The organism is Methylophaga sp. (assembly GCF_048266885.1).
Taxonomy (GTDB): Bacteria; Pseudomonadota; Gammaproteobacteria; order Nitrosococcales; family Methylophagaceae; genus Methylophaga.
The window spans coordinates 76355-99094 of the sequence record NZ_JBLWYR010000011.1 but is presented as its reverse complement, the minus strand read 5'-3'; the positions used below and the strand labels follow the sequence as shown (position 1 = coordinate 99094).

General features: G+C 44.4%; 34 protein-coding genes and 2 tRNA genes. 10 read left to right on the top strand and 26 right to left on the bottom strand.

Going from position 1 to position 22740, the window contains the following annotated elements:
- Nucleotides 1-6: 6 nt before the first annotated feature.
- Together ACN0V2_RS07430 and ACN0V2_RS07425 are read left to right on the top strand one after the other, a co-directional pair.
- Nucleotides 7-492 carry a YajQ family cyclic di-GMP-binding protein gene (locus ACN0V2_RS07430; RefSeq protein ID WP_417550171.1) on the top strand — a complete coding sequence of 162 codons (486 nt, stop codon included), beginning with the start codon at nt 7-9 and terminating at the stop codon, nt 490-492.
- A gap of 13 nt (nt 493-505) precedes the next feature.
- Complete coding sequence (locus ACN0V2_RS07425) at nt 506-1231, top strand: thioredoxin fold domain-containing protein (protein WP_417550170.1); 726 nt, start codon at nt 506-508, stop codon at nt 1229-1231.
- Here the strand turns inward: ACN0V2_RS07425 and ACN0V2_RS07420 are convergent.
- Together ACN0V2_RS07420 and ACN0V2_RS07415 are read right to left on the bottom strand one after the other, a co-directional pair.
- On the bottom strand, nt 1223-1975 hold the full coding sequence (locus tag ACN0V2_RS07420) for a UDP-2,3-diacylglucosamine diphosphatase (protein WP_417550169.1): 753 nt from the start codon (nt 1973-1975) through the stop codon (nt 1223-1225). The genes ACN0V2_RS07425 and ACN0V2_RS07420 overlap by 9 nt on opposite strands.
- Before the next feature lie 18 nt (nt 1976-1993).
- A complete protein-coding gene (locus tag ACN0V2_RS07415) occupies nt 1994-2575 on the bottom strand; it encodes a peptidylprolyl isomerase (protein WP_417550168.1) in 582 nt (193 codons plus the stop codon).
- 167 nt (nt 2576-2742) lie between these two features.
- On the opposite strand from ACN0V2_RS07415, the gene ACN0V2_RS07410 reads away from it, so the two are divergent.
- From ACN0V2_RS07410 to ACN0V2_RS07395, 4 genes are all read left to right on the top strand, one after another.
- Entirely contained in the window at nt 2743-4410 is a 1668-nt protein-coding gene (locus tag ACN0V2_RS07410) for a glutamine--tRNA ligase/YqeY domain fusion protein (RefSeq protein ID WP_417550167.1), read from the top strand.
- Nucleotides 4411-4413: 3 nt separating this feature from the next.
- Nucleotides 4414-5796, top strand: a complete 1383-nt coding sequence (cysS, locus tag ACN0V2_RS07405) for a cysteine--tRNA ligase (protein WP_417550166.1) — start codon at nt 4414-4416, stop codon at nt 5794-5796.
- Between the two features lie 155 nt (nt 5797-5951).
- A complete protein-coding gene (locus ACN0V2_RS07400) occupies nt 5952-7148 on the top strand; it encodes an acetate/propionate family kinase (RefSeq protein WP_417550165.1) in 1197 nt (398 codons plus the stop codon).
- Between the two features lie 13 nt (nt 7149-7161).
- Nucleotides 7162-9543, top strand: a complete 2382-nt coding sequence (locus tag ACN0V2_RS07395; protein ID WP_417550164.1) for a phosphoketolase — start codon at nt 7162-7164, stop codon at nt 9541-9543.
- Between the two features lie 45 nt (nt 9544-9588).
- Here ACN0V2_RS07395 and folD read toward each other — a convergent pair whose 3' ends face one another.
- The gene (gene folD, locus ACN0V2_RS07390) at nt 9589-10443 is read right to left on the bottom strand and encodes a bifunctional methylenetetrahydrofolate dehydrogenase/methenyltetrahydrofolate cyclohydrolase FolD (RefSeq protein ID WP_417550163.1); all 855 of its coding nucleotides are present in this window, start codon (nt 10441-10443) and stop codon (nt 9589-9591) included.
- A gap of 141 nt (nt 10444-10584) precedes the next feature.
- On the opposite strand from folD, the gene ACN0V2_RS07385 reads away from it, so the two are divergent.
- Together ACN0V2_RS07385 and ACN0V2_RS07380 are read left to right on the top strand one after the other, a co-directional pair.
- Nucleotides 10585-10661, top strand: a tRNA-Pro gene (locus tag ACN0V2_RS07385).
- Between the two features lie 35 nt (nt 10662-10696).
- Nucleotides 10697-10773: transfer RNA gene (locus ACN0V2_RS07380), tRNA-Arg, on the top strand.
- 30 nt (nt 10774-10803) lie between these two features.
- Here ACN0V2_RS07380 and ACN0V2_RS07375 read toward each other — a convergent pair.
- From ACN0V2_RS07375 to ACN0V2_RS07265, 23 genes are all read right to left on the bottom strand, one after another.
- On the bottom strand, nt 10804-11916 hold the full coding sequence (locus tag ACN0V2_RS07375) for a hypothetical protein (RefSeq protein WP_417550162.1): 1113 nt from the start codon (nt 11914-11916) through the stop codon (nt 10804-10806).
- Entirely contained in the window at nt 11913-12164 is a 252-nt protein-coding gene (locus ACN0V2_RS07370) for a DUF4224 domain-containing protein (RefSeq protein ID WP_417550161.1), read from the bottom strand. Before ACN0V2_RS07370 ends, ACN0V2_RS07375 begins: the two co-directional genes overlap by 4 nt.
- A gap of 4 nt (nt 12165-12168) precedes the next feature.
- Nucleotides 12169-12432, bottom strand: a complete 264-nt coding sequence (locus tag ACN0V2_RS07365) for a hypothetical protein (protein WP_417550160.1) — start codon at nt 12430-12432, stop codon at nt 12169-12171.
- A 5-nt stretch (nt 12433-12437) separates the two neighbouring features.
- Nucleotides 12438-12614, bottom strand: coding sequence for a hypothetical protein (locus ACN0V2_RS07360; protein WP_417550159.1), 177 nt, complete (start codon nt 12612-12614; stop codon nt 12438-12440).
- A complete protein-coding gene (locus ACN0V2_RS07355; RefSeq protein ID WP_417550158.1) occupies nt 12607-12834 on the bottom strand; it encodes a Lar family restriction alleviation protein in 228 nt (75 codons plus the stop codon). Before ACN0V2_RS07355 ends, ACN0V2_RS07360 begins: the two co-directional genes overlap by 8 nt.
- Nucleotides 12821-13105, bottom strand: a complete 285-nt coding sequence (locus ACN0V2_RS07350) for a hypothetical protein (RefSeq protein WP_417550157.1) — start codon at nt 13103-13105, stop codon at nt 12821-12823. Before ACN0V2_RS07350 ends, ACN0V2_RS07355 begins: the two co-directional genes overlap by 14 nt.
- A gap of 5 nt (nt 13106-13110) precedes the next feature.
- Nucleotides 13111-13338 (bottom strand): hypothetical protein, encoded by a 228-nt coding sequence (locus ACN0V2_RS07345; RefSeq protein ID WP_417550156.1) that lies wholly within the window; start codon nt 13336-13338, stop codon nt 13111-13113.
- A 26-nt stretch (nt 13339-13364) separates the two neighbouring features.
- Nucleotides 13365-13688 (bottom strand): DUF1937 family protein, encoded by a 324-nt coding sequence (locus ACN0V2_RS07340; RefSeq protein WP_417550155.1) that lies wholly within the window; start codon nt 13686-13688, stop codon nt 13365-13367.
- Between the two features lie 8 nt (nt 13689-13696).
- Entirely contained in the window at nt 13697-14191 is a 495-nt protein-coding gene (gene ssb, locus ACN0V2_RS07335) for a single-stranded DNA-binding protein (RefSeq protein ID WP_417550154.1), read from the bottom strand.
- Nucleotides 14188-14781 (bottom strand): DNA N-6-adenine-methyltransferase, encoded by a 594-nt coding sequence (locus ACN0V2_RS07330; protein WP_417550153.1) that lies wholly within the window; start codon nt 14779-14781, stop codon nt 14188-14190. The genes ssb and ACN0V2_RS07330 overlap by 4 nt, the downstream gene beginning before the upstream one ends.
- A complete protein-coding gene (locus ACN0V2_RS07325; protein ID WP_417550152.1) occupies nt 14778-15776 on the bottom strand; it encodes a phosphoadenosine phosphosulfate reductase family protein in 999 nt (332 codons plus the stop codon). The genes ACN0V2_RS07330 and ACN0V2_RS07325 overlap by 4 nt, the downstream gene beginning before the upstream one ends.
- Entirely contained in the window at nt 15773-15976 is a 204-nt protein-coding gene (locus tag ACN0V2_RS07320; protein WP_417550151.1) for a hypothetical protein, read from the bottom strand. The genes ACN0V2_RS07325 and ACN0V2_RS07320 overlap by 4 nt, the downstream gene beginning before the upstream one ends.
- A gap of 3 nt (nt 15977-15979) precedes the next feature.
- Complete coding sequence (locus ACN0V2_RS07315; RefSeq protein ID WP_417550150.1) at nt 15980-16429, bottom strand: hypothetical protein; 450 nt, start codon at nt 16427-16429, stop codon at nt 15980-15982.
- A 635-nt stretch (nt 16430-17064) separates the two neighbouring features.
- Nucleotides 17065-17376 carry a hypothetical protein gene (locus ACN0V2_RS07310; RefSeq protein ID WP_417550149.1) on the bottom strand — a complete coding sequence of 104 codons (312 nt, stop codon included), beginning with the start codon at nt 17374-17376 and terminating at the stop codon, nt 17065-17067.
- Entirely contained in the window at nt 17373-17708 is a 336-nt protein-coding gene (locus ACN0V2_RS07305; protein WP_417550148.1) for a hypothetical protein, read from the bottom strand. Before ACN0V2_RS07305 ends, ACN0V2_RS07310 begins: the two co-directional genes overlap by 4 nt.
- Nucleotides 17705-17932 carry a hypothetical protein gene (locus tag ACN0V2_RS07300; protein WP_417550147.1) on the bottom strand — a complete coding sequence of 76 codons (228 nt, stop codon included), beginning with the start codon at nt 17930-17932 and terminating at the stop codon, nt 17705-17707. Before ACN0V2_RS07300 ends, ACN0V2_RS07305 begins: the two co-directional genes overlap by 4 nt.
- Nucleotides 17929-18252: a hypothetical protein gene (locus ACN0V2_RS07295; RefSeq protein WP_417550145.1), complete on the bottom strand. Its 324-nt coding sequence runs from the start codon at nt 18250-18252 to the stop codon at nt 17929-17931. Before ACN0V2_RS07295 ends, ACN0V2_RS07300 begins: the two co-directional genes overlap by 4 nt.
- Nucleotides 18253-18262: 10 nt before the next feature.
- Entirely contained in the window at nt 18263-18553 is a 291-nt protein-coding gene (locus tag ACN0V2_RS07290) for a hypothetical protein (protein WP_417550144.1), read from the bottom strand.
- Nucleotides 18554-18564: 11 nt separating this feature from the next.
- Nucleotides 18565-18777, bottom strand: coding sequence for a hypothetical protein (locus ACN0V2_RS07285; RefSeq protein WP_417550143.1), 213 nt, complete (start codon nt 18775-18777; stop codon nt 18565-18567).
- A gap of 271 nt (nt 18778-19048) precedes the next feature.
- Complete coding sequence (locus tag ACN0V2_RS07280) at nt 19049-19858, bottom strand: DUF2303 family protein (protein WP_417550142.1); 810 nt, start codon at nt 19856-19858, stop codon at nt 19049-19051.
- Nucleotides 19851-20219 carry a hypothetical protein gene (locus ACN0V2_RS07275; protein ID WP_417550141.1) on the bottom strand — a complete coding sequence of 123 codons (369 nt, stop codon included), beginning with the start codon at nt 20217-20219 and terminating at the stop codon, nt 19851-19853. The genes ACN0V2_RS07280 and ACN0V2_RS07275 overlap by 8 nt, the downstream gene beginning before the upstream one ends.
- 254 nt (nt 20220-20473) lie before the next feature.
- Complete coding sequence (locus ACN0V2_RS07270; RefSeq protein ID WP_417550140.1) at nt 20474-21031, bottom strand: hypothetical protein; 558 nt, start codon at nt 21029-21031, stop codon at nt 20474-20476.
- 2 nt (nt 21032-21033) lie between these two features.
- Nucleotides 21034-21735 (bottom strand): hypothetical protein, encoded by a 702-nt coding sequence (locus ACN0V2_RS07265; RefSeq protein WP_417550139.1) that lies wholly within the window; start codon nt 21733-21735, stop codon nt 21034-21036.
- A 138-nt stretch (nt 21736-21873) separates the two neighbouring features.
- Here ACN0V2_RS07265 and ACN0V2_RS07260 point away from each other — a divergent pair, with 138 nt between their 5' ends.
- Nucleotides 21874-22095, top strand: coding sequence for a transcriptional regulator (locus ACN0V2_RS07260; protein ID WP_417550138.1), 222 nt, complete (start codon nt 21874-21876; stop codon nt 22093-22095).
- Nucleotides 22096-22239: 144 nt separating this feature from the next.
- Nucleotides 22240-22689 carry a helix-turn-helix domain-containing protein gene (locus ACN0V2_RS07255; RefSeq protein ID WP_417550137.1) on the top strand — a complete coding sequence of 150 codons (450 nt, stop codon included), beginning with the start codon at nt 22240-22242 and terminating at the stop codon, nt 22687-22689.
- The last annotated feature ends 51 nt before the right edge of the window (nt 22690-22740 follow it).

Below are 22740 nucleotides of genomic sequence, written 5' to 3'. Positions count from 1 at the left end.
AGCTAAATGCCCTCATTTGATATTGTTTCTGAAGTAGACAAGCATGAATTGACCAATGCGGTGGATCAAGCAAACCGTGAACTGGATAACCGCTTTGATTTTCGAGGAACCGAAGCCAAAGTCGAACAGTCAGACAAAACGCTTACAATGTTTGCCAATAGTGATTTCCAGTTAGATCAGTTGCTCGATATCCTCAGAATGAAATTGGTTAAACGCGGTATTGATATCAGTTGTCTCGAGCTTAAGGATTCAGTGGGCTATGGCAAGATGCGCAAACAGGATGTACTAGTTCGCGAAGGTATCGAAAAAGATTTATCGCGTACCATTGTTAAACTGATCAAAGAGAGCAAAATCAAAGTGCAGGCAGCAGTGCAGGGCGATAGTGTCAGAGTTACTGGCAAAAAACGTGATGATCTGCAACAGGTAATGGCGTTATTGAAAAGTCATGATTCGATTGATATGCCACTGCAATTCAACAACTTTAGAGATTAAGAGAATTATAAGAATGAATTTAAGCCGACTGGCATGGTTGCCATTATTGCTCTGCGTAGCTCTGGTACATGCAGATGAAATATCAGAATTGAAAGCCGAACTGCAGAAACAACTACCGGATATGCAATTGCAATCATTGACTCCTGTTGGTCAGACCGGTTTATACGAAGCCGTTATTGATGATCGCATTTATTACTTTACGGCAGACGGTCAGTATTTATTGCAAGGCGATATTCTGGCATTGGAGTCACGTGAGAATATTACCGAAGCCCGACGTTTGGAAGTGAAAAAAGGATTGCTGGATCGAATAAATGAAGATGAGATGATTATCTTCGCCGCGGAAAAACCAGAGTATGCCGTCACGGTGTTTACCGATGTTGATTGTGGATATTGCCGAGAATTACACCGTCAGGTGAAAGATTATAATGATTTAGGCATTACCATTCGTTATATGGCTTTTCCACGTGCCGGAGCTAAATCCGAATCAGCTAATAAATTAATAGAAGTCTGGTGTGCCAAGGATCAGCAGAAAGCCATGACGGACGCCAAAGCACAGCGTGAAGTGAATAAAACTTCTTTGTGTGAAGACAATCCAGTGGCTGAGCAGTTTGAAATTGGTGGTAAATTAGGTGTCCGGGGTACTCCGGCTATTTTCCTGGAAGATGGTCAAATGCTACCGGGGTATCTACCGCCCAAAAAACTTCGTGAAGTTCTGGATGAATATATCGGCTCACGTTAGTGAGAGATGCGTTTCTCCATGGGGCAAGCGTTGGTCAACTAAGCGAACAGCTTCCTGAGTGATTTCGATATAACTGGGCTCAGGATGCCAATCACCTAATACAATTCGGTAGCTAGGAATAGTTTGTATCGATTCCAGTTTATGGATTGCAGGTCGATGCGTATGGCCATGTAGCAAAAGATTAACTTTATGCTGCTTCATTTCCTGTCTTACCGCAGCAGGATTGACGTCCATAATCTGGGCTTGTTTATACTGCTTTTTCTGTTTGCTTTTGGCTTTGATTTTATCGGAAATGCGCTGGCGAATAGACAAGGGCATGGCCAGGAACAGTTTTTGTAACCAACGCTTACGCACGACTTTTCGGTAACGCTGATAACTCACATCATCGGTACACAAACTATCTCCATGCATCAGCAATACTGAATGACCATAAAGATTTACCACTACAGGGTCATCCAATAAAACCCCGCCAACCAGTCTGGCAAAATCATTCCCAAGCATAAAATCACGATTACCCTGCATCAGGTAGATTTTGCTACCTTGTTGCTGCTGATGCTGTAACGCATGAATGAAAGGCTCAAATTCTGGTGGGATCAAATCGTCACCCAGCCAAGTATTAAAAATATCACCCAAAATATAAAATGCATCAACAGCAGATTGCTTTGCAACAAAATCAGTTGCCAGCCGGATTAACTCCGGCTGATCTGGACTAAGATGTAAGTCTGATAAAAACAGAGTTTTCATTATGATGGAGGTGTTGAATTATTCGACTATAGTCGCTTTTTCAATCACTACTGCATCAGCCGGCACATCCTGATGACCTCCGCGCATAGTGGTATTTACTTTGCGAATGGCATCAACCACGTCCATTCCTTCAATGACTTCACCAAACACGGCATAACCCCAATCCTGCATGGTTTTACCACGGTAGTTCAAAAAGTCATTATCTTTAGTATTGATAAAAAACTGTGCTGTTGCAGAATGCGGGTCGCCGGTGCGTGCCATCGCGACAGTACCTTTTGTATTGCTTAAGCCGTTATCGGCTTCATTTTGAATTGGCGCTTCGGTTTTTTTCTGTTTAAAAGATTCATCAAATCCACCACCCTGGATCATGAAGTTTTCAATGACACGATGGAAAATGGTGCCATCATAAAAACCGGATTCAACATATTGAATAAAATTTTTGACCGTTTCAGGCGCTTTGTCAGCATTTAGAGCGATAACAATATCGCCGTGATTGGTACTGAGCTTCACTTTAGTTTGTGTGCTGCCACCTTCCGCCTGGGCAGCCAGAGAAAACGAAGCAAAAAACAGAGGGGCCAAATGGCGGTAGAGTATTTTCATAGTGGCTTACTTCCAAAATTGCAAAAAACCAACATGATAGTGCATCAAAGCAATTCAGGTGAAGACAATTAAAGACCTTTTCAGAGGCAGCGTAACGAAACAGCGCTGTTATCCGACGCTGCTGACAGCGTATAATGCGCGTTCACATTTAACTGTAAAAATTCAATATGTCAGAATCTGCCGTCAATCATAATTTTATACGTCCCATTATTCAGGAAGATATTGATTCTGGCAGGATCGCCGGAAAAGTGGTGACCCGTTTTCCCCCTGAGCCCAATGGTTATTTGCATATTGGACATGCCAAATCTATTTGCCTGAACTTTGGTTTGGCAAAGGAATTTGGCGGTGATTGTCATTTACGCTTTGATGACACCAATCCAGCCAAAGAAGAGCAGGAATACATTGAAGCCATCAAGGAAGATGTACAGTGGCTGGGGTTTCAGTGGGCGGGTGACGTGCGTTATGCATCAAGCTATTTTGAGCAGTTTTATGCTTGGGCTATTCATCTTATCAAGCAAGGCAAAGCCTATGTTTGTGATCTCACTGCTGAACAAGCCAGTGAATACCGTGGCTGGGCGACCAAGCCTGGCAAAGAATCGCCATTTCGTAATCGTAGCGTAGAAGAAAACCTAACGTTGCTCGAAAAAATGAAAAATGGCGATTTTGCTGAAGGTTTTTGTGTTTTGCGTGCAAAAATCGATATGGCTTCGCCCAATATGAACCTGCGTGACCCTATCCTTTATCGCATTCGTAAACAGTCGCATCACCAAACTGGTGATACATGGTGTATTTATCCCAGTTACGATTTTGCCCACGGGCAAGGCGATGCGATTGAAGGAGTTACCCACAGTATTTGTACGCTGGAATTTCAGGATCATCGGCCGTTGTATGAGTGGTTTATTGAAAATTTGCCCGTACCTTCTCAGCCTAAGCAGTACGAGTTTGGCCGTCTGAATATTAACTACACGGTGACCAGTAAGCGCAATTTGAAACAACTGGTCGATGAGCAAATCGTTGCTGGCTGGAATGACCCCAGAATGCCAACGATTTCAGGCATGAGACGGCGTGGATATACAGCCGAAGCTTTACGCGCTTTTTGTGACGGTCTGGCGGTAGCCAAAACTGATGGTATTGTTGATATTGCCCAACTGGAATTTGAAATCCGTAAAGATTTAAATGAAAACGCAGCGCGTGCCATGTGTGTGCTCAATCCTTTGAAAGTGACCATCACTAATGCTGCTGAAAGCGTGGAATGGCTGGAAGTCGCGAATCACCCGCAACAGGAATCCATGGGGCAGCGTTCATTGCCATTCACTAAAGAGCTCTTCATTGATGCTTCCGACTTTACCGAAGACACCAGTCTCAGCCGGAAAAAATTCAAGCGCCTGGTTATTGGCGATTATGTGCGGTTACGCGGTGCTTATGTCATTAAGGCTGATGAGGTCATCAAGGATAACAACGGTGACATTATTGAAGTGATTGCCTCGTTAGTGCCAGATACCGTCGGCCAAAATCCGCCAGCTGAAATGAAACCGCGCGGCGTTATTCACTGGGTTTCAGCCACTGAAGGCAAAAAAGTCGAGTTGCGGTTATACGACAGATTGTTTGTGGCGGAAGCACCGGGAAAAGCAACGGGTAACTATCTTGATGATGTTAACCCGGATTCGTTAAAGGTCATTAAAGCGATTGCTGAACCGGCCATTGTGAATTGTGAACCAGAAACAGTTTTTCAGTTTGAACGCGAAGGCTATTTTATCAGTGATCGCTATGATCATAGCATTGATAAACCGGTATTCAATCTGACCATTGACTTAAAAGATACTTCAGATAAATAAAAAATGTTAAAACTTTACAACACCCTATCCAAGCAGAAAGACGTCTTTAAACCCATCGAGCCAGGCAAAGTCAAAATGTATGTCTGTGGCATGACGGTTTACGACCTCTGTCATGTCGGCCATGCTCGGGTAATGGTGGTGTTTGATGTTGTCACACGTTACTTACGAGCCAGTGGCTACGAAGTGACCTATATCCGTAATATCACGGATATTGATGACAAAATCATCAAACGCGCTATGGAAAACGGCGAAACGATTCAGACCTTAACTGATCGCTACATCAATGAAATGCATGCCGATGCCGATGCCTTGGGTGTGTTGAGACCAGATCATGAGCCTCGCGCCACCGAAGCCATGCAGCCTATGCTGAATATGATTCAGACTTTGGTCGACAAAGGCCTGGCCTATGCCGCTGATAACGGCGATGTTTATTATGATGTTAGTGAATTTGCTGATTACGGCAAACTATCTGGCCGACAAATTGATGATTTGCGTGCCGGTGAACGTATTGCTGTTAATGAAGCGAAAACCGATCCTCTGGATTTTGTTTTATGGAAAGCGGCAAAGCCTGAGGAACCCTCCTGGGAGTCCCCATGGGGGCCAGGGCGTCCCGGTTGGCATATCGAATGTTCAGCCATGTCCGCTGATTGCCTCGGACATCATTTCGATATTCATGGCGGCGGTCAGGATCTGCAGTTCCCGCATCATGAAAATGAAATCGCCCAATCCGAAGGGGCACATGGTTGCCAGTATGTGAATTACTGGATGCATAATGGTTTTGTGCGGATTGATGACGAGAAAATGTCAAAATCGCTGGGTAATTTCTTTACCGTGCGTGAAGTATTGGCCAAGTATCCAGCCGAGGCTGTGCGCTATTTCATTTTAATGAGCCATTACCGCAGTCCATTAAATTACGCAGAAGATCAACTGGAACAGGCCAAAACAGCCTTAACCCGTTTTTATCATTCACTGCGTGATGTCACACCAAAAAAAGTGATATGGCGGGAGGATGCTGAGTTCGCGCCGCGTTTTGCTGAAGCGATGGATGATGACTTTAATACGGCCTTGGCATTATCAGTATTAGCAGACGTGCGTCAGGCATTGAACAAAGCCCGTGAAGAAAACGACGAGCAAAAATCAGCTTATCTTGCCGGATTATTATTAGCATTTGGTGAAGTACTTGGTTTGTTCCAGCAATCTGCTGAGGCTTTTCTTACCGGTGGCCAACAAGATGAAACCGGTAAAATCGAACAATTGATTGCCGATAGAAATGCAGCCCGTTCGGCAAAAGATTGGGGACGCGCAGATCAAGTTCGTGATGAACTGACGGCGATGGGAATTGTGCTGGAAGATGCTGCTGGTAAAACCAGCTGGCGTAAAATTTAATATTTGTCTCAGCTGCCTGCTAATGGTGGCTGAGACAATTTAATTTATGGCAATTTTCTCCTGATCTAAATCAACAATAGCGTCATTAATCTACTTCCTAGCTATACAAAGCGGTTTAGTGTGGGCATGATCGAATTTACATTAATGGATCGATTATGCCCAAAGATAAAACGTATTTACTTACTATCAACGGCGGTTCATCCAGTATCAAATTTACGTTGTATAACGTAACCGAATCGCTTACTCCCATTTTGTCCGGCAAGCTCACAGGGCTGGGATTGTCTGCAGCCAAGTTGCGTGTCACAAATTCGATTCAGGCAGAAGAATCCACTGTAGATATCAAAGCTGATAATTACCGGCAGGCTATTGATGTATTGATAGATTGGTTCTATAAAAATATTGATATCAGCTCAGTTAAAGCTATTGGGCATCGAATTGTTCACGGTGGTCATCAGTATAAAAATCCGCAATGGGTCACCAAGCAACTAATCAAGCATTTGTCGGCAATAACACCTCTTGATCCACAGCATTTACCGGGTGAGATTCAATTAATCGAAGCATTTGACCAGCATTTCCCAAAGTTAAAACAAATGGTTTGTTTTGATACTGAATTTCATCAGAATCTGCCAACAGTTGCCAAATTACTCCCCATTCCCCGTCAGTATTATGAAAAAGGTATTTATCGATACGGATTTCATGGCCTGTCATACCAATATTTAATGCAGGAGTTACAACAGCAGAATGCTGAAAAATCTAACCACGACAGGATAATTTTGGCGCATCTGGGTAATGGGGCCAGTATGGCCGCTGTAATAAATGGACAATCTATTGATACCACAATGGCGATGACACCTTCGGCTGGCCTGGTTATGGGGACTCGTAGTGGTGATCTTGATCCGGGTTTATTTGGTGTTCTTAACCGAAGTGAAAGCATGGGTGCTGAACAGTTTGAAACAATGATTAATCAGCAATCTGGATTGCTGGGAATATCTACCACCACCAGTGATATGCAGCAGTTATTGGAACAACGGTCTACAGATCCAAATGCCGAAGATGCCATAAACGTTTTTTGTTATCAGGCCTGTAAACAGATTGGTGCCTATGCGGCGGCGTTAGGCGGTTTGGATACTTTGGTATTCTCCGGCGGGATTGGTGAAAACGTAGCGGAAATTCGGGCACAGATTTGTCAGCAACTAGCATTTATCGGCATTGAACTGGATAACGAATTAAATCAGCAAAATGCTCTGCGCATTTCAACATCACAAAGCAGAGTTACCGTCTGGGTCATCCCGACCAACGAGGAATTAATGATTGCACAATCAATGTGCGATCTATTGAACCTGAATCATTAAGGGGAAAAGCAAAATGACATTTGAACCATCAAATACATTACAACCACTGGATCAGGACTTATTAGACAAAATGCATGCTTACTGGCGTGCCGCAAATTATCTGTCGGTAGGACAAATCTACCTTTATGACAATCCTTTATTAAAACAACCTTTACAAGCAAGTCATATCAAACCACGTCTGTTGGGCCATTGGGGTACCACACCAGGCCTCAATTTTATTTATGTACATTTAAACCGTGTTATCAAACAACGTGACCTTAATATGATCTATATAGCCGGCCCTGGTCATGGTGGCCCGGCATTGGTCGCTAATACCTATCTGGAGGGAACTTATAGTGAAACCTATCCGGACATATCCGAAGATGAAGCCGGCATAAAACGTTTGTTCAAACAATTTTCCTTTCCGGGTGGCATACCCAGTCACGTTGCTCCGGAAACCCCTGGCTCGATTCATGAGGGGGGAGAATTAGGTTATGCCTTATCCCATGCCTATGGTGCGGCATTTGATAATCCTGATTTGGTTGTGGCCTGTGTGGTCGGTGATGGTGAAGCGGAAACGGGTGCGTTAGCCACCAGTTGGCATTCGAATAAATTTTTGAACCCGCAGCATGATGGAGCGGTATTACCAATATTGCATTTGAATGGTTACAAAATCGCCAGCCCGACAGTACTGGCGCGTATCCCCAATGATGAGCTGGAAGCATTGTTTTATGGTTACGGTTATACGCCGTATTTTGTTGAAGGCGATGATCCGCAGCAGATGCATCAACTGATGGCGGCAACATTGGATAAAGCCATGGAACAAATCCGGCATATTCAGAATGATGCGCGTGAACATGGCGTACATCTGCGTCCCCGCTGGCCAATGATCATTCTTCGTTCACCCAAAGGTTGGACCGGTCCAGAAGAAGTAGATGGTAAAAAAACCGAAGGCACATTCCGTTCTCATCAAGTTCCTATGGGCGATATGGATAAGGAAGGGCATCTCGAAATCCTTAATAAATGGATGCAAAGTTATCGCCCTGAAGAGCTATTTGACGATAGCGGTAAACTCAAAGCGGAACTGGCGGCATTAGCGCCTGAGGATGATCGACGGATGGGCGCAAATCCACATGCAAATGGTGGGCAGTTGTTGCAGGATTTAGTCTTACCTGATTTTCGTGACTATGCGGTGGAAGTCAAAAAACCTGGTGGAACAAAAGGTGAAGCGACCCGGGTAATGGGTAAATTTCTGCGCGATGTCATGCAACAGAATCTTGATGCCAAGAACTTCCGCTTGTTCAGTCCCGATGAAAATAACTCCAATCGTTGGCAGGATGTGCTTGAAGTCACCGGCAGAACCTGGATGGGAGAAATGATTCCGGGCGATGACAAGTTGTCCAAAGATGGCAGAGTGATGGAAATGCTCAGTGAACATCAATGTCAGGGTTGGCTGGAAGGCTATCTGTTAACGGGGCGTCACGGCTTTTTTTCCTGCTATGAAGCGTTTATTCATATCATCGACTCAATGTTTAATCAGCATGCCAAATGGCTGAAAATCTGTAATCAGATCCCTTGGCGTAAACCCGTTGCATCACTGAATTATCTATTGTCATCACATGTCTGGCGCCAGGATCACAATGGCTTTTCGCATCAGGATCCGGGCTTTATTGATCATGTGGTAAATAAAAAAGCCGAAGTGGTACGGGTGTATCTCCCCGCTGATGCCAATACACTTTTATCTGTTACCGATCACTGTTTGCGTAGCCGTAATTATGTGAATGTGGTTGTAGCGGGTAAACAATCTTCACCGCAGTGGCTGGATATGGAGTCGGCAGTAAAACATTGCACCGCAGGCGTAGGCGTCTGGGAATGGGCCAGTAATGATAATGGCAACGAACCGGATCTGGTGATGGCGTGTTGCGGTGATGTGCCGACATTGGAGACATTGGCTGCGGTGAAATTACTGAATATGTTTTTACCTGAGCTGAAAGTCAGGGTGATAAATGTCGTGGATTTAATGAAATTACAATCACCCAGTGAACATCCTCATGGGCTTGAAGAAGATGAATTTGATGCATTATTCACCGAAGATAAACCGGTTATTTTTGCCTATCATGGTTATCCAATGCTGATACACCGATTGACGTACCGTCGTACCAATCATAAAAACTTGCATGTCCATGGTTTCAAAGAGGAGGGTACCACCACCACGCCATTTGATATGGCAGTGATTAATGGTTTGGATCGTTTTCATCTAATGGAAAACGCTGTAAAACATCTGCCCAATCTACCCGGCGACAAAGTATCTGAAATTGAATTATTTATTCAACAGAAACTGGCAGAGCATGATGACTATATTCGGGAACATGGCCAGGATTTACCGGAAATTCGTGGCTGGCAATGGAGTAGTTGAATAGAGACTCTGGAAGCCCCTCCATAACCAGAGGGGCTTTCTCTGTTATTGATGCAGCTGATCAGCAGCAAACAAAGTGTTTTCCAGAAGTGTGGCTACGGTCATTGGGCCAACACCGCCAGGCACAGGTGTAATCCACGATGCTTTTTCGCTGGCTTTATCAAACTCAACGTCACCTGTTAACTTCCCGTTTTCCAATCGGTTAATACCTACATCAATCACGATAGCGCCATCACGGATCCAGTCACCCGGAATAAAGTTGGGTTTTCCTACCGCAACAACCAGCACTTCTGCACGACGAACATGAGATTCCAGATCTTTGGTCATGCGATGACATACGGTAGTGGTGCATCCGGCCAGTAATAATTCCAATGCCATTGGTCGGCCGACGATATTGGATGCTCCGACGACTACTGCTTCCTTACCTTTCAGTTCAATCCCGACAGATTGCATCATGGTAATGACACCTTTGGGCGTACATGGACGCAACTGTGGATTACGCTGGGCTAATCGACCAATATTGTAAGGATGAAACCCATCCACATCCTTATGCGGAGCAATATGTTCAATCACCACATCGGTATTGAAATGTGCAGGTAAAGGTAGCTGCACCAAAATGCCATCAATCTCATCGTCTTCATTAAGCTGAGTTATCAGATCCAGTAGTTCCTGCTCACTGGCGGTTTCGGGTAAGTCAAACGATTCAGATTTGAAACCTACTTCTTCACAACTGCGACGCTTACTGCCGACGTAAACCTGTGAAGCGGGATTGTCTCCAATCAATATTACAGCGAGTCCAGGCCGACGTTTGCCGGTAGCAAGGCGCATTTGAGTTGCTGCTTTGATTTTCTGTTTTAGCTCGGCAGCAATTGTCTTTCCGTCAATGATTTGGGCAGTCATTCTGTTGGTTCCGGCCTTTCAAAAGCGGCTATGATCGCACGTTGCGCCAACCACGGCAAAAAATATAAATGTGCTGTTGACTCGCTATCGCCATCAGCGTATTATTTCGCCTTCTTCGAGGATGTCTGTCCTTGGAAAAGTCGGGGCATAGCGCAGTCTGGTAGCGCATCTGGTTTGGGACCAGAGGGTCGGGAGTTCGAATCTCTCTGCCCCGACCATTTTTTGACTGCTTCAGCCTCACTTAGTTATTAATGCGCCCGTAGCTCATCCGGATAGAGCATCGGCCTTCTAAGCCGAGGGTAGCAGGTTCGAGTCCTGCCGGGCGTACCATTTCTACAATACTTTCAAGGTTAGTTGTTACTAACTACTTTCGCCATAATCTGCTTTTACTTTCGCCATCTTTACGTTTTCCACTGCTTCTAAGCTCTGTGTTTCCTCCCCTAAATAGTCTCTGATATATGCCCGTGTTTGTGCCTCAGTGGAGTGGCCCAAAAACTTGCGCGTAGCTTCAATTCCTTCTTTTTTATATCGCTCTGTTGCTGCAAATGGGCGAATATCTTTTAATTGCCACCGGCGTTTTAATTTTGCATCGTCGCGGGCTTTTTTAAACCAATATTTTATTGTTCCATTTAATGTGAGCGGCTGGCCCTTATCATCAAATAATATCGTTGGATCAATCAGCGTTACTTTAGATGAGGCGAGTAGCTTTTTACGTCGGTCAATCAGTTTACGAAAGTCCGGGCCAATCTGCACACGCTTGATGCGTTTGGTTTTTGGCATTTGATACATCAGATTGTCACCTTTGTCATGTGAGAATCTGAAACTGATTGCTTCATCAGGTCGCGTTCCGGCCATGTAGAGCGTTGACATGAGATCCTGAATAAAAGCTGGCGCAACATCATAAACTGCATTGAATTCGGCGCTGGTGATTAATATATCTCGATGCTCTTTTACCTTGTACTGCCTGGTGGTACCGGTGATGGGGTTTTCTATACCGCATAACCCGCGCAGCTTGGCCCAGTTGAACAGCACTGACATAAATTTAATTTCTTTTTTCGCGCCCACTTGTGAACTACGCGATTCAAAATACTGCAAAAACCACTCTGGTTTGAAGTCATCCATTTCAATGTCGGCGAATACGGCTTCAAGCTGTTTCCAATAGTTTTTGCGGTCTTTAATCGTGCGGGGTGCCAGGTTTGAGATGTTGGTTTTTTCGGCCCATTTCATGTACTGCTGATACACAGCGCCGAGCGTATTGCCTGAATATTTATCAACCTTAACGCCTTCAATCTCGCCCCATTTTTGTTTGGCTTTGGCAAAATCGGTGCCTAATGGCTCAAGGAGCCGCTTGCCGTTTTCATCACGTGGGTGCTCGTAGTAATACGCCACGTTGATGCCTTTGCGAGTTTTCCACGGGCGTTTGACCATGCGTGGCGGTAACTCGGGATGAGCGGTTTTATGCTTTGGTGTCATGATACTTTGTCAAAGTTAGGCAGTTTCATTGGGCTAATCTCAACAGCTTTGGTTGATATTCCGGACATCTTGATCCGAGCGTACCACCGGCCAATCTTAACCTTGTTTTTATGATTAACGCTATATTCCCACTCTTTTTCTTTTAACCAGTTGAGCTGCACATTAAGTTGACTGGCTCCTGTTAGTTCCTCGACTTCTTCTTCAGTCAGAAACTCGTTTGATATTTCGTTTTGAATTAAGAATGACATATGATCACCACCAAAATGGACGTTCAATATTGTGTTTATGGCAAAAGTCAGCGATAGCTGCTTTTTCTGAACTGCCAAAACCGAAGGCATCATCACCGTGTTTTCCTAAGAAATCACCGGGATCGTTATCTTCACTCCAGCAGGTCCACTGCAAATCTGCTTTATCCATGTGTGGTGAATGGTGAGTGAAGATGTCATTCGCCTTTTTCCAGTCGGATAGCTTGGCTTTTTGTTGGCCGATACCGTCGATTTCTAATTGCTCAGCCATAATCTTCAGCTCTCAATCTGATTAGCATGGTCCAAATAAGTCATAATCGCTCGCCTGGCGTGTTCGATGGTTAGATCACGGTGTTCTTGCTGTGCTTCTTCCCATGTTAGGGTTGAGCCGGCTGATTGAATGACCGATTCCCACAGGACTTTTGCAGCTTTTAAAAGAGCGGTTTCATCCATTGTCTTCACCTTCTCCAATTCGTTTATTCCACTTTTCTTTAATCGTTTTATATGTATCACTAGATCCGCCAAACAAAACCAACCCACAAGTATCAGAGTCATCATCTTCAACGCCGCATGAAGCGTTATAAGTTGACTTGTGTCCATGATTAAGGGTGGTGATTTGAGAGTCCTTACCACATAAAGGACAGGGTTTTAAATCTGGATTAGGAGTATTCATCTTGAACCCACTCATCCCAATCGAATTCACAACCATCATCTGATTTACAAAGTTCAAACATCTGTCCACACGCCGGGCAGCAGGGAATGTAAACGATCACCTTGATGCCTGGTGGAAAGTCTTTGCAATCTAATTTAAGTGGCTCTGACAAAAAGTCTGAATCCATATCGCCTTCACCGTATGCCTCCCAACGAGGAACAACCTGATCACACTTATCACCACCATAGACATCTGGCTTCATTTCAACATGCATAATTTCTTGAAATTCCATTGTGCTCACCTTTTCTCAAGATATTTGACGATCGTTTCCAGCGCATCGGCTGTCCGATCAGCGTTGTCTGCATATCTGCTTAACCGTGCTTCAATAATGTCGTGATGCTCTAACATGATGTTGAAGCGCGTATCGTCTTTTGAATCACCGGCTTTTTTTATTAATGCGGTGATTACAAGGCCGACAAAAAAGCCGATAAGAGTGGCACCGCTGGCAATTAGTAAATTAGTCATTTCAATATCCTTAAGGCTGTTTGATTTTATGCACTTACAAAAGTGACATCGATGGCGTTGGCGTGGCAGAATTTTATCTCTGCCATTACACCGATGGATTTATCCCATCCATCGAGTGATAGCACGATCATGCTGTCAGCCTTTTTGAGCATGGATATGCAGTGGTTTTGCCAAAATGCAAAGTCTGTTGGCAGGTTATGGCGTTGCGCCATTGCATGGCCGTGAACAATGGGTGAGTAAACCGGAATACCTTCTTTCATGAGTTCAGCGGCCTTTGCTTCGACTGCTTCAAATCGCTGCTGCATGATAGTTGGATCGGTATGGCTGTATGGGCTGGCTAAATAAATCATTTTTTACCTCAAATAACGTAAGCACTAGGGAAGGGTTTGAAAGGGATGTCATCATCGTAATAGCCACCTTGGCCGTCATAGTCCGTGCTGGACTGCGCAGCTTGTTGTGGCGGTGGTGATGCGAATTGTTTTTCAGCTTGGCTTTGTGGGCTGTGTTGGTCTTTGGTGGTACTGCCACCGCCGAGCATGGTCATGGTTTCTCCAACGATTTCGGTAGTGTATTGGTCTTGGCCTTGTTGGTTTTGCCATTTACGGGTTTGAATTCGGCCCTCGATATATACCTGTGCACCTTTGGTGAGGTATTGCTGAGCGATTTCACCGAGTTTGTTACGTAGCACAACGCGGTGCCACTCGGTTCGCTCCTGGCGTTCACCGGTTTGTTTGTCGCGCCATGACTCTGATGTGGCTATGCGTAAATTGCAGATTGATCCACCGTTAGCAAATGCCCGGCTTTCGGGGTCGACGCCGAGTCGGCCCACTAATATGACTTTGTTGACGCTCATGCGGCGTGCTCCTGTTGTGCTAAAAAGTGTTGATAGGCGGCTTTGATATCGTCGCGGTTGATCCATTCGGTTTTCATGTCACCTTCATGGTCGCGGTCGTAGACCAGCACGCAGGATCCACGAGTGTTTCCTGATACCTCATCGCCTTTTTTATAGTGCTTATCCGGTTTGTTGTTTTTGCCTTTGACGATGAAATCTTCGGGGGCCAGATGGGCAATGCGTCCGTTGATGTAGATGATGGTCGATGCTTTGCCAAAGGCGTAATCACGGAATGATTCTTCACCGTTGGGGTTGGGCAGATAAAAAACCGATGTGTAACCGAGTTGTGCTTCTGTCCAGGCTTTTTTCAACCATGATTTGGGGTCGCTGTAAGGCGGATTACAAAAGCCTGGTGACGGCAGTTTGTGCCAGTCCATGGTGAGTGCGTCTTGTTCTTTGCAGAGGAACAAGGGAAATTTCTCAATGCCGCGCTCAGCTGCCAGATCAATGGCAAAGTTGAATCGCTGGCCTAACCACCATGTGATGAAGTCAGGCGTTCTCAGCCTGTCTCTGATGTGTTTTGGGGTGGTTGAGCGGGCTTGGGGGATCATTCGCATAACCCATACATTGATGAGCAGGCGACTTCGGCTTCTTCATGTTCGAATAAGTCGAACATTTTGCCGCCACGTGTGGTTTTGCTCCACTCCACAACCTTATGGATTAGAGGTATATTCGTGATGATGCCGCTTTTAGTTTTCTCTCTGCCTTCAGCCGTTTTATCGGCTGCAAAAAATGATGCTGCACCTCTCTTGCTGGCTAATCTAACCAGTGTCTCCATTTCAGAAGTCCGCTGAATTTCTTCTGGGAAACGATAATTGATCTGTTTTAATTCAGATTTTTTGCAATGAATGCATGGCATGCAACCCACACGGCCCATGCCTTGCTTATATAGTGGGTTAGGTTTTATTCCATGCTTATCGTGCATTGCAAAAACTTCTTGCCATGTCCAATTGAGAACTGGTCTGTAGATAGATAAGCCACCACCAACATCTTCATGCTCGGTTAGCTTGGCTCGATCTTCTGATTCTTCGGCTCTTACGCCTTGCCAGCTATATACTTCATTGTTTTCAAGCTCATTAACGATATAGTCGCCGATAGGAATATGCTTCAATTCACTGGAACAAAAACGGGCTTTGGTTGAAGGAAAGCGGCCCTTCCATAAACACAAATCTAGAAATGGATTTCCAGTTGGATATAACACACTTAACGCCCGGACCCGGCCACGGTTATTCCAACCACGAATCCGAACTTTTTTGATTTTTCCAGTAGCCTTATCCTTTTTTCGTTTATAACGAACCTTTTTTGCTGATGGCTTGCATAGGTTGGCTCTACGTACATTTATTTCACGAGTAAAATCTCTCTTTACACGCACAACAGTGATGTTTAAAGCTGATTCAAGATAGTCGATATAATCAAGTGTTTGCTGTTGTTCATGGCCTGTATCAGCGAAGACAAAACGAAGGTTTTCCGTTTCACGTTCGAGAGCAAGTAATGCCATTGCAGTACTGTCCTTGCCTCCACTCATTGAAATTACATTGACTCTCATTTCGATTCCTTCCCGGCTCTGGCCATCTGTTGATTAATGGATGGGCTTAAGCGTAAAAACTCAGGCAGTGAGTGTGGGATGCCGTCGCTCATTTTCTTGTCGTCGCATTTGTCACAGACCAGACGCACACCGTGATTGATTTCGCCTTCAATCAAGTTGCCGACAGGTTTCCAGCAGCGGGAGCAGTGGAGTTCAGACATGGTTTAAGCCTGTCTATCCAGTTTCTCAATCTCTGCAACGATTAATGCTGCAGCTTTGATTAGGCTTTGACGCGGGGTAGTGGGTTTGAACCATTTTTTATCCCAACACCAGCCATCAGGGATCTCACCGTTTCGGAATGCATCACCTTGGGATTGTGGATGTAGGGCATCTGCTGCATGCATGGCATAAGCTGCAGCGGCACCCGCAATGACACCCGGATCATATCTATCGTCATGTTGTCGGGTGAACCCTTCTTCAACAATTTGTCTTACACGCTCTAGTTGTATTTCATTTACAACAGGCCAAGAAAACTGGTGATCGGGCGCAGCTTTAACCATTGTTCTATAAGTATCAGCAATGCGACCATAATGAGTTGCATCAACCTGCTCACGTGCAACGGCTGACTTTAGCATCTCCATAGTTGGTTCATTTGGTACTACTGTAGTGTTCATAAAGCTCTCCAATAATTATCTGCGGTGTTACGCCGAGTCGGCACTGAGAGCCTATTCCCCGGATTATTACGCTCTTGCCGTTTCGCACCGCATTAGGCTGCTGACTGCCTCGCCAGAGGGATGACCGGGCACGTATGGTCATCTTGTCAATCAGCAGCCTGATGCGTGGTGATTCATATCACCGCATTAATAAGCACCCTGCACGTTTGCTACCACACAATGCTTTAAGTTAATTAAAGGTGTGCAGGGTGCTTATTGATACGATTCTGGCCCCATCTGCCGGGCTTTCTCCGGCGCGTTATCATTGTCTTGTCCTCTTGTCTGGTTAATAAAAATCTATTCTCAAAAATTCCAGCAATTAGCTGGCACCCCTTAACCCCATTTAAGGGGCTTTGTGTTTAGTGTCGTTAGATAGCCATTGCTGGCATCTTTGGCATTTTTCGTAGTTGCCTATGTTGAGTGGCTGCACTTGTGAGTTGGTCACTGCCTTAAGCCCGCATTTGGATAGATAGAGGGCTTCACCATCTAGGTTGGCGTGTAGCCTTTTCCAGTGATGTGGTTTGTGCCGAAAGGGGATGATTGCCCAGCCGGTTGTTAAGTTGGGTATTTGCCCATAAGCCCATTTGGTTTCTGAATTACTCATGGTGGTGTCCATTCCAAATTTGTTGTGAATGGGATATGGCTGAATAAAAGCTGGTTGGCTCATTTTCAAAGCAGGTTTGTGGCTGAGTTTCTATGCCGCATGAGCATCGGATCAGCAGTGAGTGTGTTTTAGGCTCATTGGGTCTCAGGAATATGACCAGCTTGGCATCCTGTGTTTTGCAAAAAGCACATGGCTGCAGCGGTAACTTAAGTAATTTTTTAAGCTTTTCAATTTCAGTTTCGATACGCTCGTGTTCGATGCGTAAGTTTTGCTGAATATCGAGTAAGGGCTGGATTGGGTTCATTGCAAGCTCCCGGCATTTAGACCGCTAAACAAAACGTGCTTTTGCTGCATATCTGGGAAGCGGTGGCGATTGATCATGATGTGTTGTTCCACACCCGTGATGCCAAGTTGATGTAATAACGAATCAACAGCGGGTTTAACCTGAGATTTTGTGGCACCAAGCTTTTCAATCAAATGAAATGGGAAGTTGGCAGCAGCCTTGAATCCATACACCACTCTGTTGTCCTGTAGCTTAAAAATAACAATGTGTATGTCAGCTGCATGGTCAGGAAAAAGCAGTTTGAGTCGGGCCATTTGTTCGTCAATAGCCTGGGCTTGATAGATAATGCTCATAGTGAACGGCCTTTTTTAAATGATTGGCTGTTGTATTGACGCTGGCGTTTACGTCGGCCTTTTTGGGATAGGGTGTTATTTGATTTGCCGACCTTTTCAGACTTTCTTTTGGTTATAGCCGGCCGATTTCTGGTAAGGGTGTCTTTAAATCCATTAATGTGAAATATGCCAGGTGAGCCGATTGCGGCCATGGCAGCGGCTAGAATTAATGATGGGTTTTTCATGCTGCACTCCGCTCTACTAAATGAAGCTCCATGTGGTCCATTAATTCTTCAAACTCTTTTGTTTGAATGTATTGCTGAACGGTTGTGATCTTTAGGCGCTTCATTACGTTGTTAACAGCTTCTTCTGCTGTCCAACCATGCCCTGAAACAGTTATGTTGCTATCTGCCATCGTCACAATTGTTTCAAATGTCAAAACAAAGTTATTTGATGGCGTTTTATGAACACGAACCGATAAGTCAGCCAGTTTTCTGGGGAAAATACAGGCTAAACGGTGAAGTTGAGATTTCATTTCGTTATCTAATGAAACGATGCTTTTCATGGCAGTCTCCTTATGGCCAAAACGGGCGGTTTAACCAGCCCATAATCAGTTGGCGGTTATGGTCATCCAGCAAACCAGCCGCATCGGTGATGCTAAATTTGAGTTCGTCTTTTCCTAGCCAAATGTTGACAAAGAATGCGAGCATGACTTTTTCAGCATTGGTTAGGATGTTGCCTTTAATCGCTTTTTTGGCTGCTGGTACATCACACGACTTGGTTGTCTGATCAAAAAAACCACTGATAATGTTTCTCGACTGGCAACGTCGGATCAATTCAAAAAATCGTTGTTGTTCTTCATTCATTGGGGTCTCTCCTAATCGTTCAAAAAGTCTTGAAGGTCGCCACTGGTTTGTTGCTTTATCTTTTTAATGGCGGATTGTTCAAGGCCGTAAATAAATTGGGGCGAGCAGCCACACACATCGGCAATGAGTCTATGGGGCAGTGCAATACCGGCAGGGCGAATGATGTCGAGCACAGCCAGGCCAATGTCGATGTTTGGGTTACGGGTGCTTGGTCGCGTGTGCATTAGCTAATCCAGAAAAAGGCGGTTTGTGAGCCAACGAACAAGGCAATCAAAAACACTAGATCGTTAATGACTCTGCCGTGCTTTCTATAAACCCATTTGAGCCGTTTCATTACGCGACCAGAGGAATAGCAATGATAAGAATCATGCACACACCAATGGCGGTATTGAGTTTTTGCTCAGGGGTGTATGCGTCTCGGTTTTTGCTGTTTATTTCCATTGTGTTTCGCATGGGGTTCTCCCTATGCCCCGGCCATCACCGGGGCTTTATTTATTAGTTCTGATAACTGAATTTGCCGATGGTGACTTTGTGTTCAGCAGTCAGGCCATCACTGATTTTTTTGCAAAACTCTTGAACAATTTCGTGTTCAATCGCGCTTTGTTTGATGATGCGAAAGGCCAATGTGAAACCTTCTTTTTTGGCATTAGCACGAAGCGAACAGACAAAATCACGCATTCCAAGATCGGGATATGGGATGCAGCTGAAAATGAAATAAGCAGGCGGCGGTGCTTCACCCGCTTGCAATTCGACTTCTTCTAATGTGCTGCGGGATTGGGCATAGTTACCCTGGTCTTGATTGCTTTCGCCGCTGACTTTGATTTTCAGTCGACGGATGTTTTTAATGGCATCGGTGCTGCTGATTTCTTCACCATCAACATCATGGAATTGGATGTTTTCCATCCAGTCTTCTATAAAGTCGATGATGCTTTGTTGATCCATCTGAACATCAGATCTTTTAAGCAGGGCAGCATAGGCAGGTTCTTTTTCAAGGCTTAAACCGGCTTTGTGATGTCCCCATTTAGGTTCTGCAGGTGTACCAAGATCATAAAAAGCCACCGCACCGAAGTTTTCTTCATTGATAAACACATGGGATGAAGCTTGTTCACGTGTGTAATTTAAGAATTGCTCGATGTATTTGGTGCTGAGCATGGCCCGATAAAACAGGGGTGCCGCACCATATTTTTCCAGTGATGTCAGAGCAGTTTCGTTTGAGACGATAGCGGTAGGAATGTGCGTTTCCAGATCACGATCCAAAACACTACCGGCAAGCCCCAAAAGGGTTTGAATGTCTTGTCTATCCATTGACTTTAATCCCTGTCACTTTTGGGTTTTCTGAGAACATTTCTTCCTGTTTTTCTGGAGAAATGGTCAAGGCACCATCACGACGCACATACATCGGGGTGGAGGTGGTGGCTTCTTCGGATGATTTGCCACGCATAGTGGGCTTGGTGTAGGTCAGACGGTGCTGAACTTTCACACGATCCGATTCAGGGTCGTTGCTTAATGTCAGTTCAATAGTGACTTTGCCTTTTGTGCCATTGCTAACGTTAGTTTTGACGCCGAGTGCAACTTCACGCAGTGCTTTGCCTGCCAGCTTTTCAAATAAGCCAGCATCAAATTCGCCTAGCGTTTCGCTTAGGGTTGGAGCAGGTAATTTATCCATGTCAGTCTCCTGTTAGAAAACGTGCCCGGTTCCTGGATTCTTGGAGGGAGTTAAGATCCGGGCACGACGGTGTTGTTTTTGCACCGTGGCGACATTTATAACCAAGGTTGTTTTATATGTCAACAACCAAAGTTATAATTTTATCGAAATTGCTATTTTGGGATCCCGTTTTGGTAGTTTTAAAAGTGTATTAAGTATATTTTGCGCAAAAAAAACCCGCGATCGCGGGCTAAATTTATGAGTAAGGCTATTGGTTAAAGTTGGTCAACTGCCTGTTTTTTTTCTGCAGCCTCAACATCTTCTTTAGTTGTTAAATCAGTATAGATAATTGCCAATGATATCGATTGGTTTTCGCCGCCCAACATATTAGTGATCTGAGTATTTCCTGATTTCCATTCTGAATAATATATAAGTTGGCCAACTGAGATTGCTAACCCATGATTTTGCGGATCATCTCTAAATAAATTTGCTAGCCACTTAATATCATCTATGAGTGGTTCGCCATATTTAGTCGTTAACAATTCTTTTAATTTTTCGTAATCCCCTATGTGTTTATTTTTATTTAGATATTTTTGGTCACTTATGTACATAGCACTTACCAGCTTACTATCAGAGAAAATATAAGCAGCAGCCATATCTATACCGGCAATTTGTGCTTTATAAACTAGTTGAGTCGGGTATTGGTTGATGAGTTGCGCTGTTTCTTTTGCTTTAACAGATTCAATATCTTCACCCCAACTTGATCCTCTGAAATCATCAGAATAAACATTGCTGCTTATCATTAACAATACTATATATACATATAGTCTCATTGTTAAAACTCCTGATATGAGCCGGAAACTTTACCTATGACTTGGTAGGAATCATCCAATAAAACGGGTTTGTAGTTTTCATTGAAGGACCCTAAATATGGCAAATTTGCTTGGATTTCATATCGTTTAATTGAAAGTATTTTGTTGTTGTCTAGCGTTAATACCATGTTCCCTGATTCAAGATTGCAATCAGGATCAATGATAATAAAGGCACTGGTATGAAAACCAAACCTATCATTAGGTGTGGGTAGTTCTTCTACAGATACAGCAAACGAGTTGATGCTAACGGATTTGGTAGGGCACCAGAATTTGTGATTTTCCGGCGTTAGTTCAGCGGGCTTAATTCTCTCTATTATATTTTTTTTATTAATCACGGGCACATTCCTTATTGGTAGCGATCTATAGGGAAGTTTGCTTTCCCCAATATTGCCCTCAACAATTTGTGTGCCGATTTTATACGGATTCTGCTCAATTTGAACATTACCTGGTGTGGTTGGTGAACCAATACCAGTGGCAAGCCAAATTGAATTGCACTCGAGTGCCTGACTAATTTGAATAATGTATTTAGTTTGCTTTGTTTTTCCTGATTTAATCTTGTGAAAAGCCGCTTGTGAAAAAACTCTATGAGCTCGTTCAACAACTTGCTCTTCTGTTAGGCCGAGGTCAACCATCCTTTGTTTAACCCGATCTGCAAGGGTAGTCATAATTCGAATTCCAGTAAATAACTATGCATAAGATGCAAATTTCCACTTGCGCAAGTTATTCTCACGCGCATAAAAAGTAAAAACACCAAAGTTGTAATTTCTGTTGACAAATAACAACCAAAGTAATAATTTGTCGCCATGAAACCAGTAAACCCCATTGATAAAGCAATTAAGTTGGCCGGTAGCCAGACAGAGCTGGCCAGGCTTAGCGACATTTCTCAGGCGGCAATTTGGAAAATGGCTAAAGGTCATTCCAGATGTTCCGCTGAGTCTGCTGTAAAAATAGAAAAGGCATTAAACGGTGCTATTACCAGGCACGAATTACGGCCCGATCTGTTTGATGCGGTGACAGCAGCATGATTCTCTCTCATCTCGGTGATTTCCAATTTCCTTTGCATCGGGGTGTCCTTGGCGGCTTCGGTCGCCTTTTTTATTCCAGTGAGTGCAGTTTGATCGCTTCTGTCACTAATTTCTTCGATCTAACCTATGAAAAAGGATTTGGCTATGGATATTGATATCGAGGTGGATAGAGCTAAATCTGAGCTAACCAATAAACAGAATGATTTGTTGGCGATGCTGCCCACGGGCCTGACCCTGCCAGAGATAGCCGAAGCGTGTCATCGAACGCTTTCAACCATCAATACGCATCATCATGCCTTGTTAGCTAAGTTGGATGCTAAGAATAGGGCTCATGCCATTTCGATAGCGGTGGCAAAAGGTTATTTGAAGATTTCGCCAAAGGTGTTGTGTTTATGCCTGGCGTTTATTTCGGCTCAGGCGGCTGTTTTTCCTACGCCTAGTTTTGCTGATTCGCCTATGACGCGCACGCGTACTCGGGGGGGATCGTCGCTTCGGCTTTCTAGTGGTGCATCACGATTACGCCAATCATCTAAACGCTATGCCTTGGGTGAGGTTGATCCTTCGTTTTATTTAGAGGTGGCGAGTGAAGAATAAAGATAACGATGAGTCATGGATCAGTGTGTGTTTCTTTTATTTGTGCATGGG

Excerpts from the sequence above, each read along its gene's own strand:
- ACN0V2_RS07395 (WP_417550164.1), top strand. The coding sequence starts at position 7,162 with ATGACATTTGAACCATCAAATACATTACAACCACTGGATCAGGACTTA.
- ACN0V2_RS07360 (WP_417550159.1), bottom strand. The coding sequence starts at position 12,614 with ATGGATGAAACCGCTCTTTTAAAAGCTGCAAAAGTCCTGTGGGAATCG.
- ACN0V2_RS07295 (WP_417550145.1), bottom strand. The coding sequence starts at position 18,252 with ATGAAAAGCATCGTTTCATTAGATAACGAAATGAAATCTCAACTTCAC.
- ACN0V2_RS07310 (WP_417550149.1), bottom strand. The coding sequence starts at position 17,376 with ATGAACCCAATCCAGCCCTTACTCGATATTCAGCAAAACTTACGCATC.
- ACN0V2_RS07355 (WP_417550158.1), bottom strand. The coding sequence starts at position 12,834 with ATGAATACTCCTAATCCAGATTTAAAACCCTGTCCTTTATGTGGTAAG.
- ACN0V2_RS07350 (WP_417550157.1), bottom strand. The coding sequence starts at position 13,105 with ATGGAATTTCAAGAAATTATGCATGTTGAAATGAAGCCAGATGTCTAT.
- ACN0V2_RS07420 (WP_417550169.1), bottom strand. The coding sequence starts at position 1,975 with ATGAAAACTCTGTTTTTATCAGACTTACATCTTAGTCCAGATCAGCCG.
- ACN0V2_RS07345 (WP_417550156.1), bottom strand. The coding sequence starts at position 13,338 with ATGACTAATTTACTAATTGCCAGCGGTGCCACTCTTATCGGCTTTTTT.
- ACN0V2_RS07285 (WP_417550143.1), bottom strand. The coding sequence starts at position 18,777 with ATGCACACGCGACCAAGCACCCGTAACCCAAACATCGACATTGGCCTG.
- ACN0V2_RS07255 (WP_417550137.1), top strand. The coding sequence starts at position 22,240 with ATGGATATTGATATCGAGGTGGATAGAGCTAAATCTGAGCTAACCAAT.
- ACN0V2_RS07340 (WP_417550155.1), bottom strand. The coding sequence starts at position 13,688 with ATGATTTATTTAGCCAGCCCATACAGCCATACCGATCCAACTATCATG.
- ACN0V2_RS07410 (WP_417550167.1), top strand. The coding sequence starts at position 2,743 with ATGTCAGAATCTGCCGTCAATCATAATTTTATACGTCCCATTATTCAG.
- ACN0V2_RS07265 (WP_417550139.1), bottom strand. The coding sequence starts at position 21,735 with ATGACTACCCTTGCAGATCGGGTTAAACAAAGGATGGTTGACCTCGGC.
- ssb (WP_417550154.1), bottom strand. The coding sequence starts at position 14,191 with ATGAGCGTCAACAAAGTCATATTAGTGGGCCGACTCGGCGTCGACCCC.
- ACN0V2_RS07275 (WP_417550141.1), bottom strand. The coding sequence starts at position 20,219 with ATGGATAAATTACCTGCTCCAACCCTAAGCGAAACGCTAGGCGAATTT.
- ACN0V2_RS07320 (WP_417550151.1), bottom strand. The coding sequence starts at position 15,976 with ATGTCTGAACTCCACTGCTCCCGCTGCTGGAAACCTGTCGGCAACTTG.
- ACN0V2_RS07425 (WP_417550170.1), top strand. The coding sequence starts at position 506 with ATGAATTTAAGCCGACTGGCATGGTTGCCATTATTGCTCTGCGTAGCT.
- ACN0V2_RS07415 (WP_417550168.1), bottom strand. The coding sequence starts at position 2,575 with ATGAAAATACTCTACCGCCATTTGGCCCCTCTGTTTTTTGCTTCGTTT.
- ACN0V2_RS07305 (WP_417550148.1), bottom strand. The coding sequence starts at position 17,708 with ATGAGCATTATCTATCAAGCCCAGGCTATTGACGAACAAATGGCCCGA.
- cysS (WP_417550166.1), top strand. The coding sequence starts at position 4,414 with ATGTTAAAACTTTACAACACCCTATCCAAGCAGAAAGACGTCTTTAAA.
- ACN0V2_RS07270 (WP_417550140.1), bottom strand. The coding sequence starts at position 21,031 with ATGAGACTATATGTATATATAGTATTGTTAATGATAAGCAGCAATGTT.
- ACN0V2_RS07260 (WP_417550138.1), top strand. The coding sequence starts at position 21,874 with ATGAAACCAGTAAACCCCATTGATAAAGCAATTAAGTTGGCCGGTAGC.
- ACN0V2_RS07280 (WP_417550142.1), bottom strand. The coding sequence starts at position 19,858 with ATGGATAGACAAGACATTCAAACCCTTTTGGGGCTTGCCGGTAGTGTT.
- ACN0V2_RS07370 (WP_417550161.1), bottom strand. The coding sequence starts at position 12,164 with ATGTCATTCTTAATTCAAAACGAAATATCAAACGAGTTTCTGACTGAA.
- folD (WP_417550163.1), bottom strand. The coding sequence starts at position 10,443 with ATGACTGCCCAAATCATTGACGGAAAGACAATTGCTGCCGAGCTAAAA.
- ACN0V2_RS07365 (WP_417550160.1), bottom strand. The coding sequence starts at position 12,432 with ATGGCTGAGCAATTAGAAATCGACGGTATCGGCCAACAAAAAGCCAAG.
- ACN0V2_RS07315 (WP_417550150.1), bottom strand. The coding sequence starts at position 16,429 with ATGAACACTACAGTAGTACCAAATGAACCAACTATGGAGATGCTAAAG.
- ACN0V2_RS07325 (WP_417550152.1), bottom strand. The coding sequence starts at position 15,776 with ATGAGAGTCAATGTAATTTCAATGAGTGGAGGCAAGGACAGTACTGCA.
- ACN0V2_RS07300 (WP_417550147.1), bottom strand. The coding sequence starts at position 17,932 with ATGAAAAACCCATCATTAATTCTAGCCGCTGCCATGGCCGCAATCGGC.
- ACN0V2_RS07400 (WP_417550165.1), top strand. The coding sequence starts at position 5,952 with ATGCCCAAAGATAAAACGTATTTACTTACTATCAACGGCGGTTCATCC.
- ACN0V2_RS07375 (WP_417550162.1), bottom strand. The coding sequence starts at position 11,916 with ATGACACCAAAGCATAAAACCGCTCATCCCGAGTTACCGCCACGCATG.
- ACN0V2_RS07430 (WP_417550171.1), top strand. The coding sequence starts at position 7 with ATGCCCTCATTTGATATTGTTTCTGAAGTAGACAAGCATGAATTGACC.
- ACN0V2_RS07330 (WP_417550153.1), bottom strand. The coding sequence starts at position 14,781 with ATGATCCCCCAAGCCCGCTCAACCACCCCAAAACACATCAGAGACAGG.
- ACN0V2_RS07290 (WP_417550144.1), bottom strand. The coding sequence starts at position 18,553 with ATGAATGAAGAACAACAACGATTTTTTGAATTGATCCGACGTTGCCAG.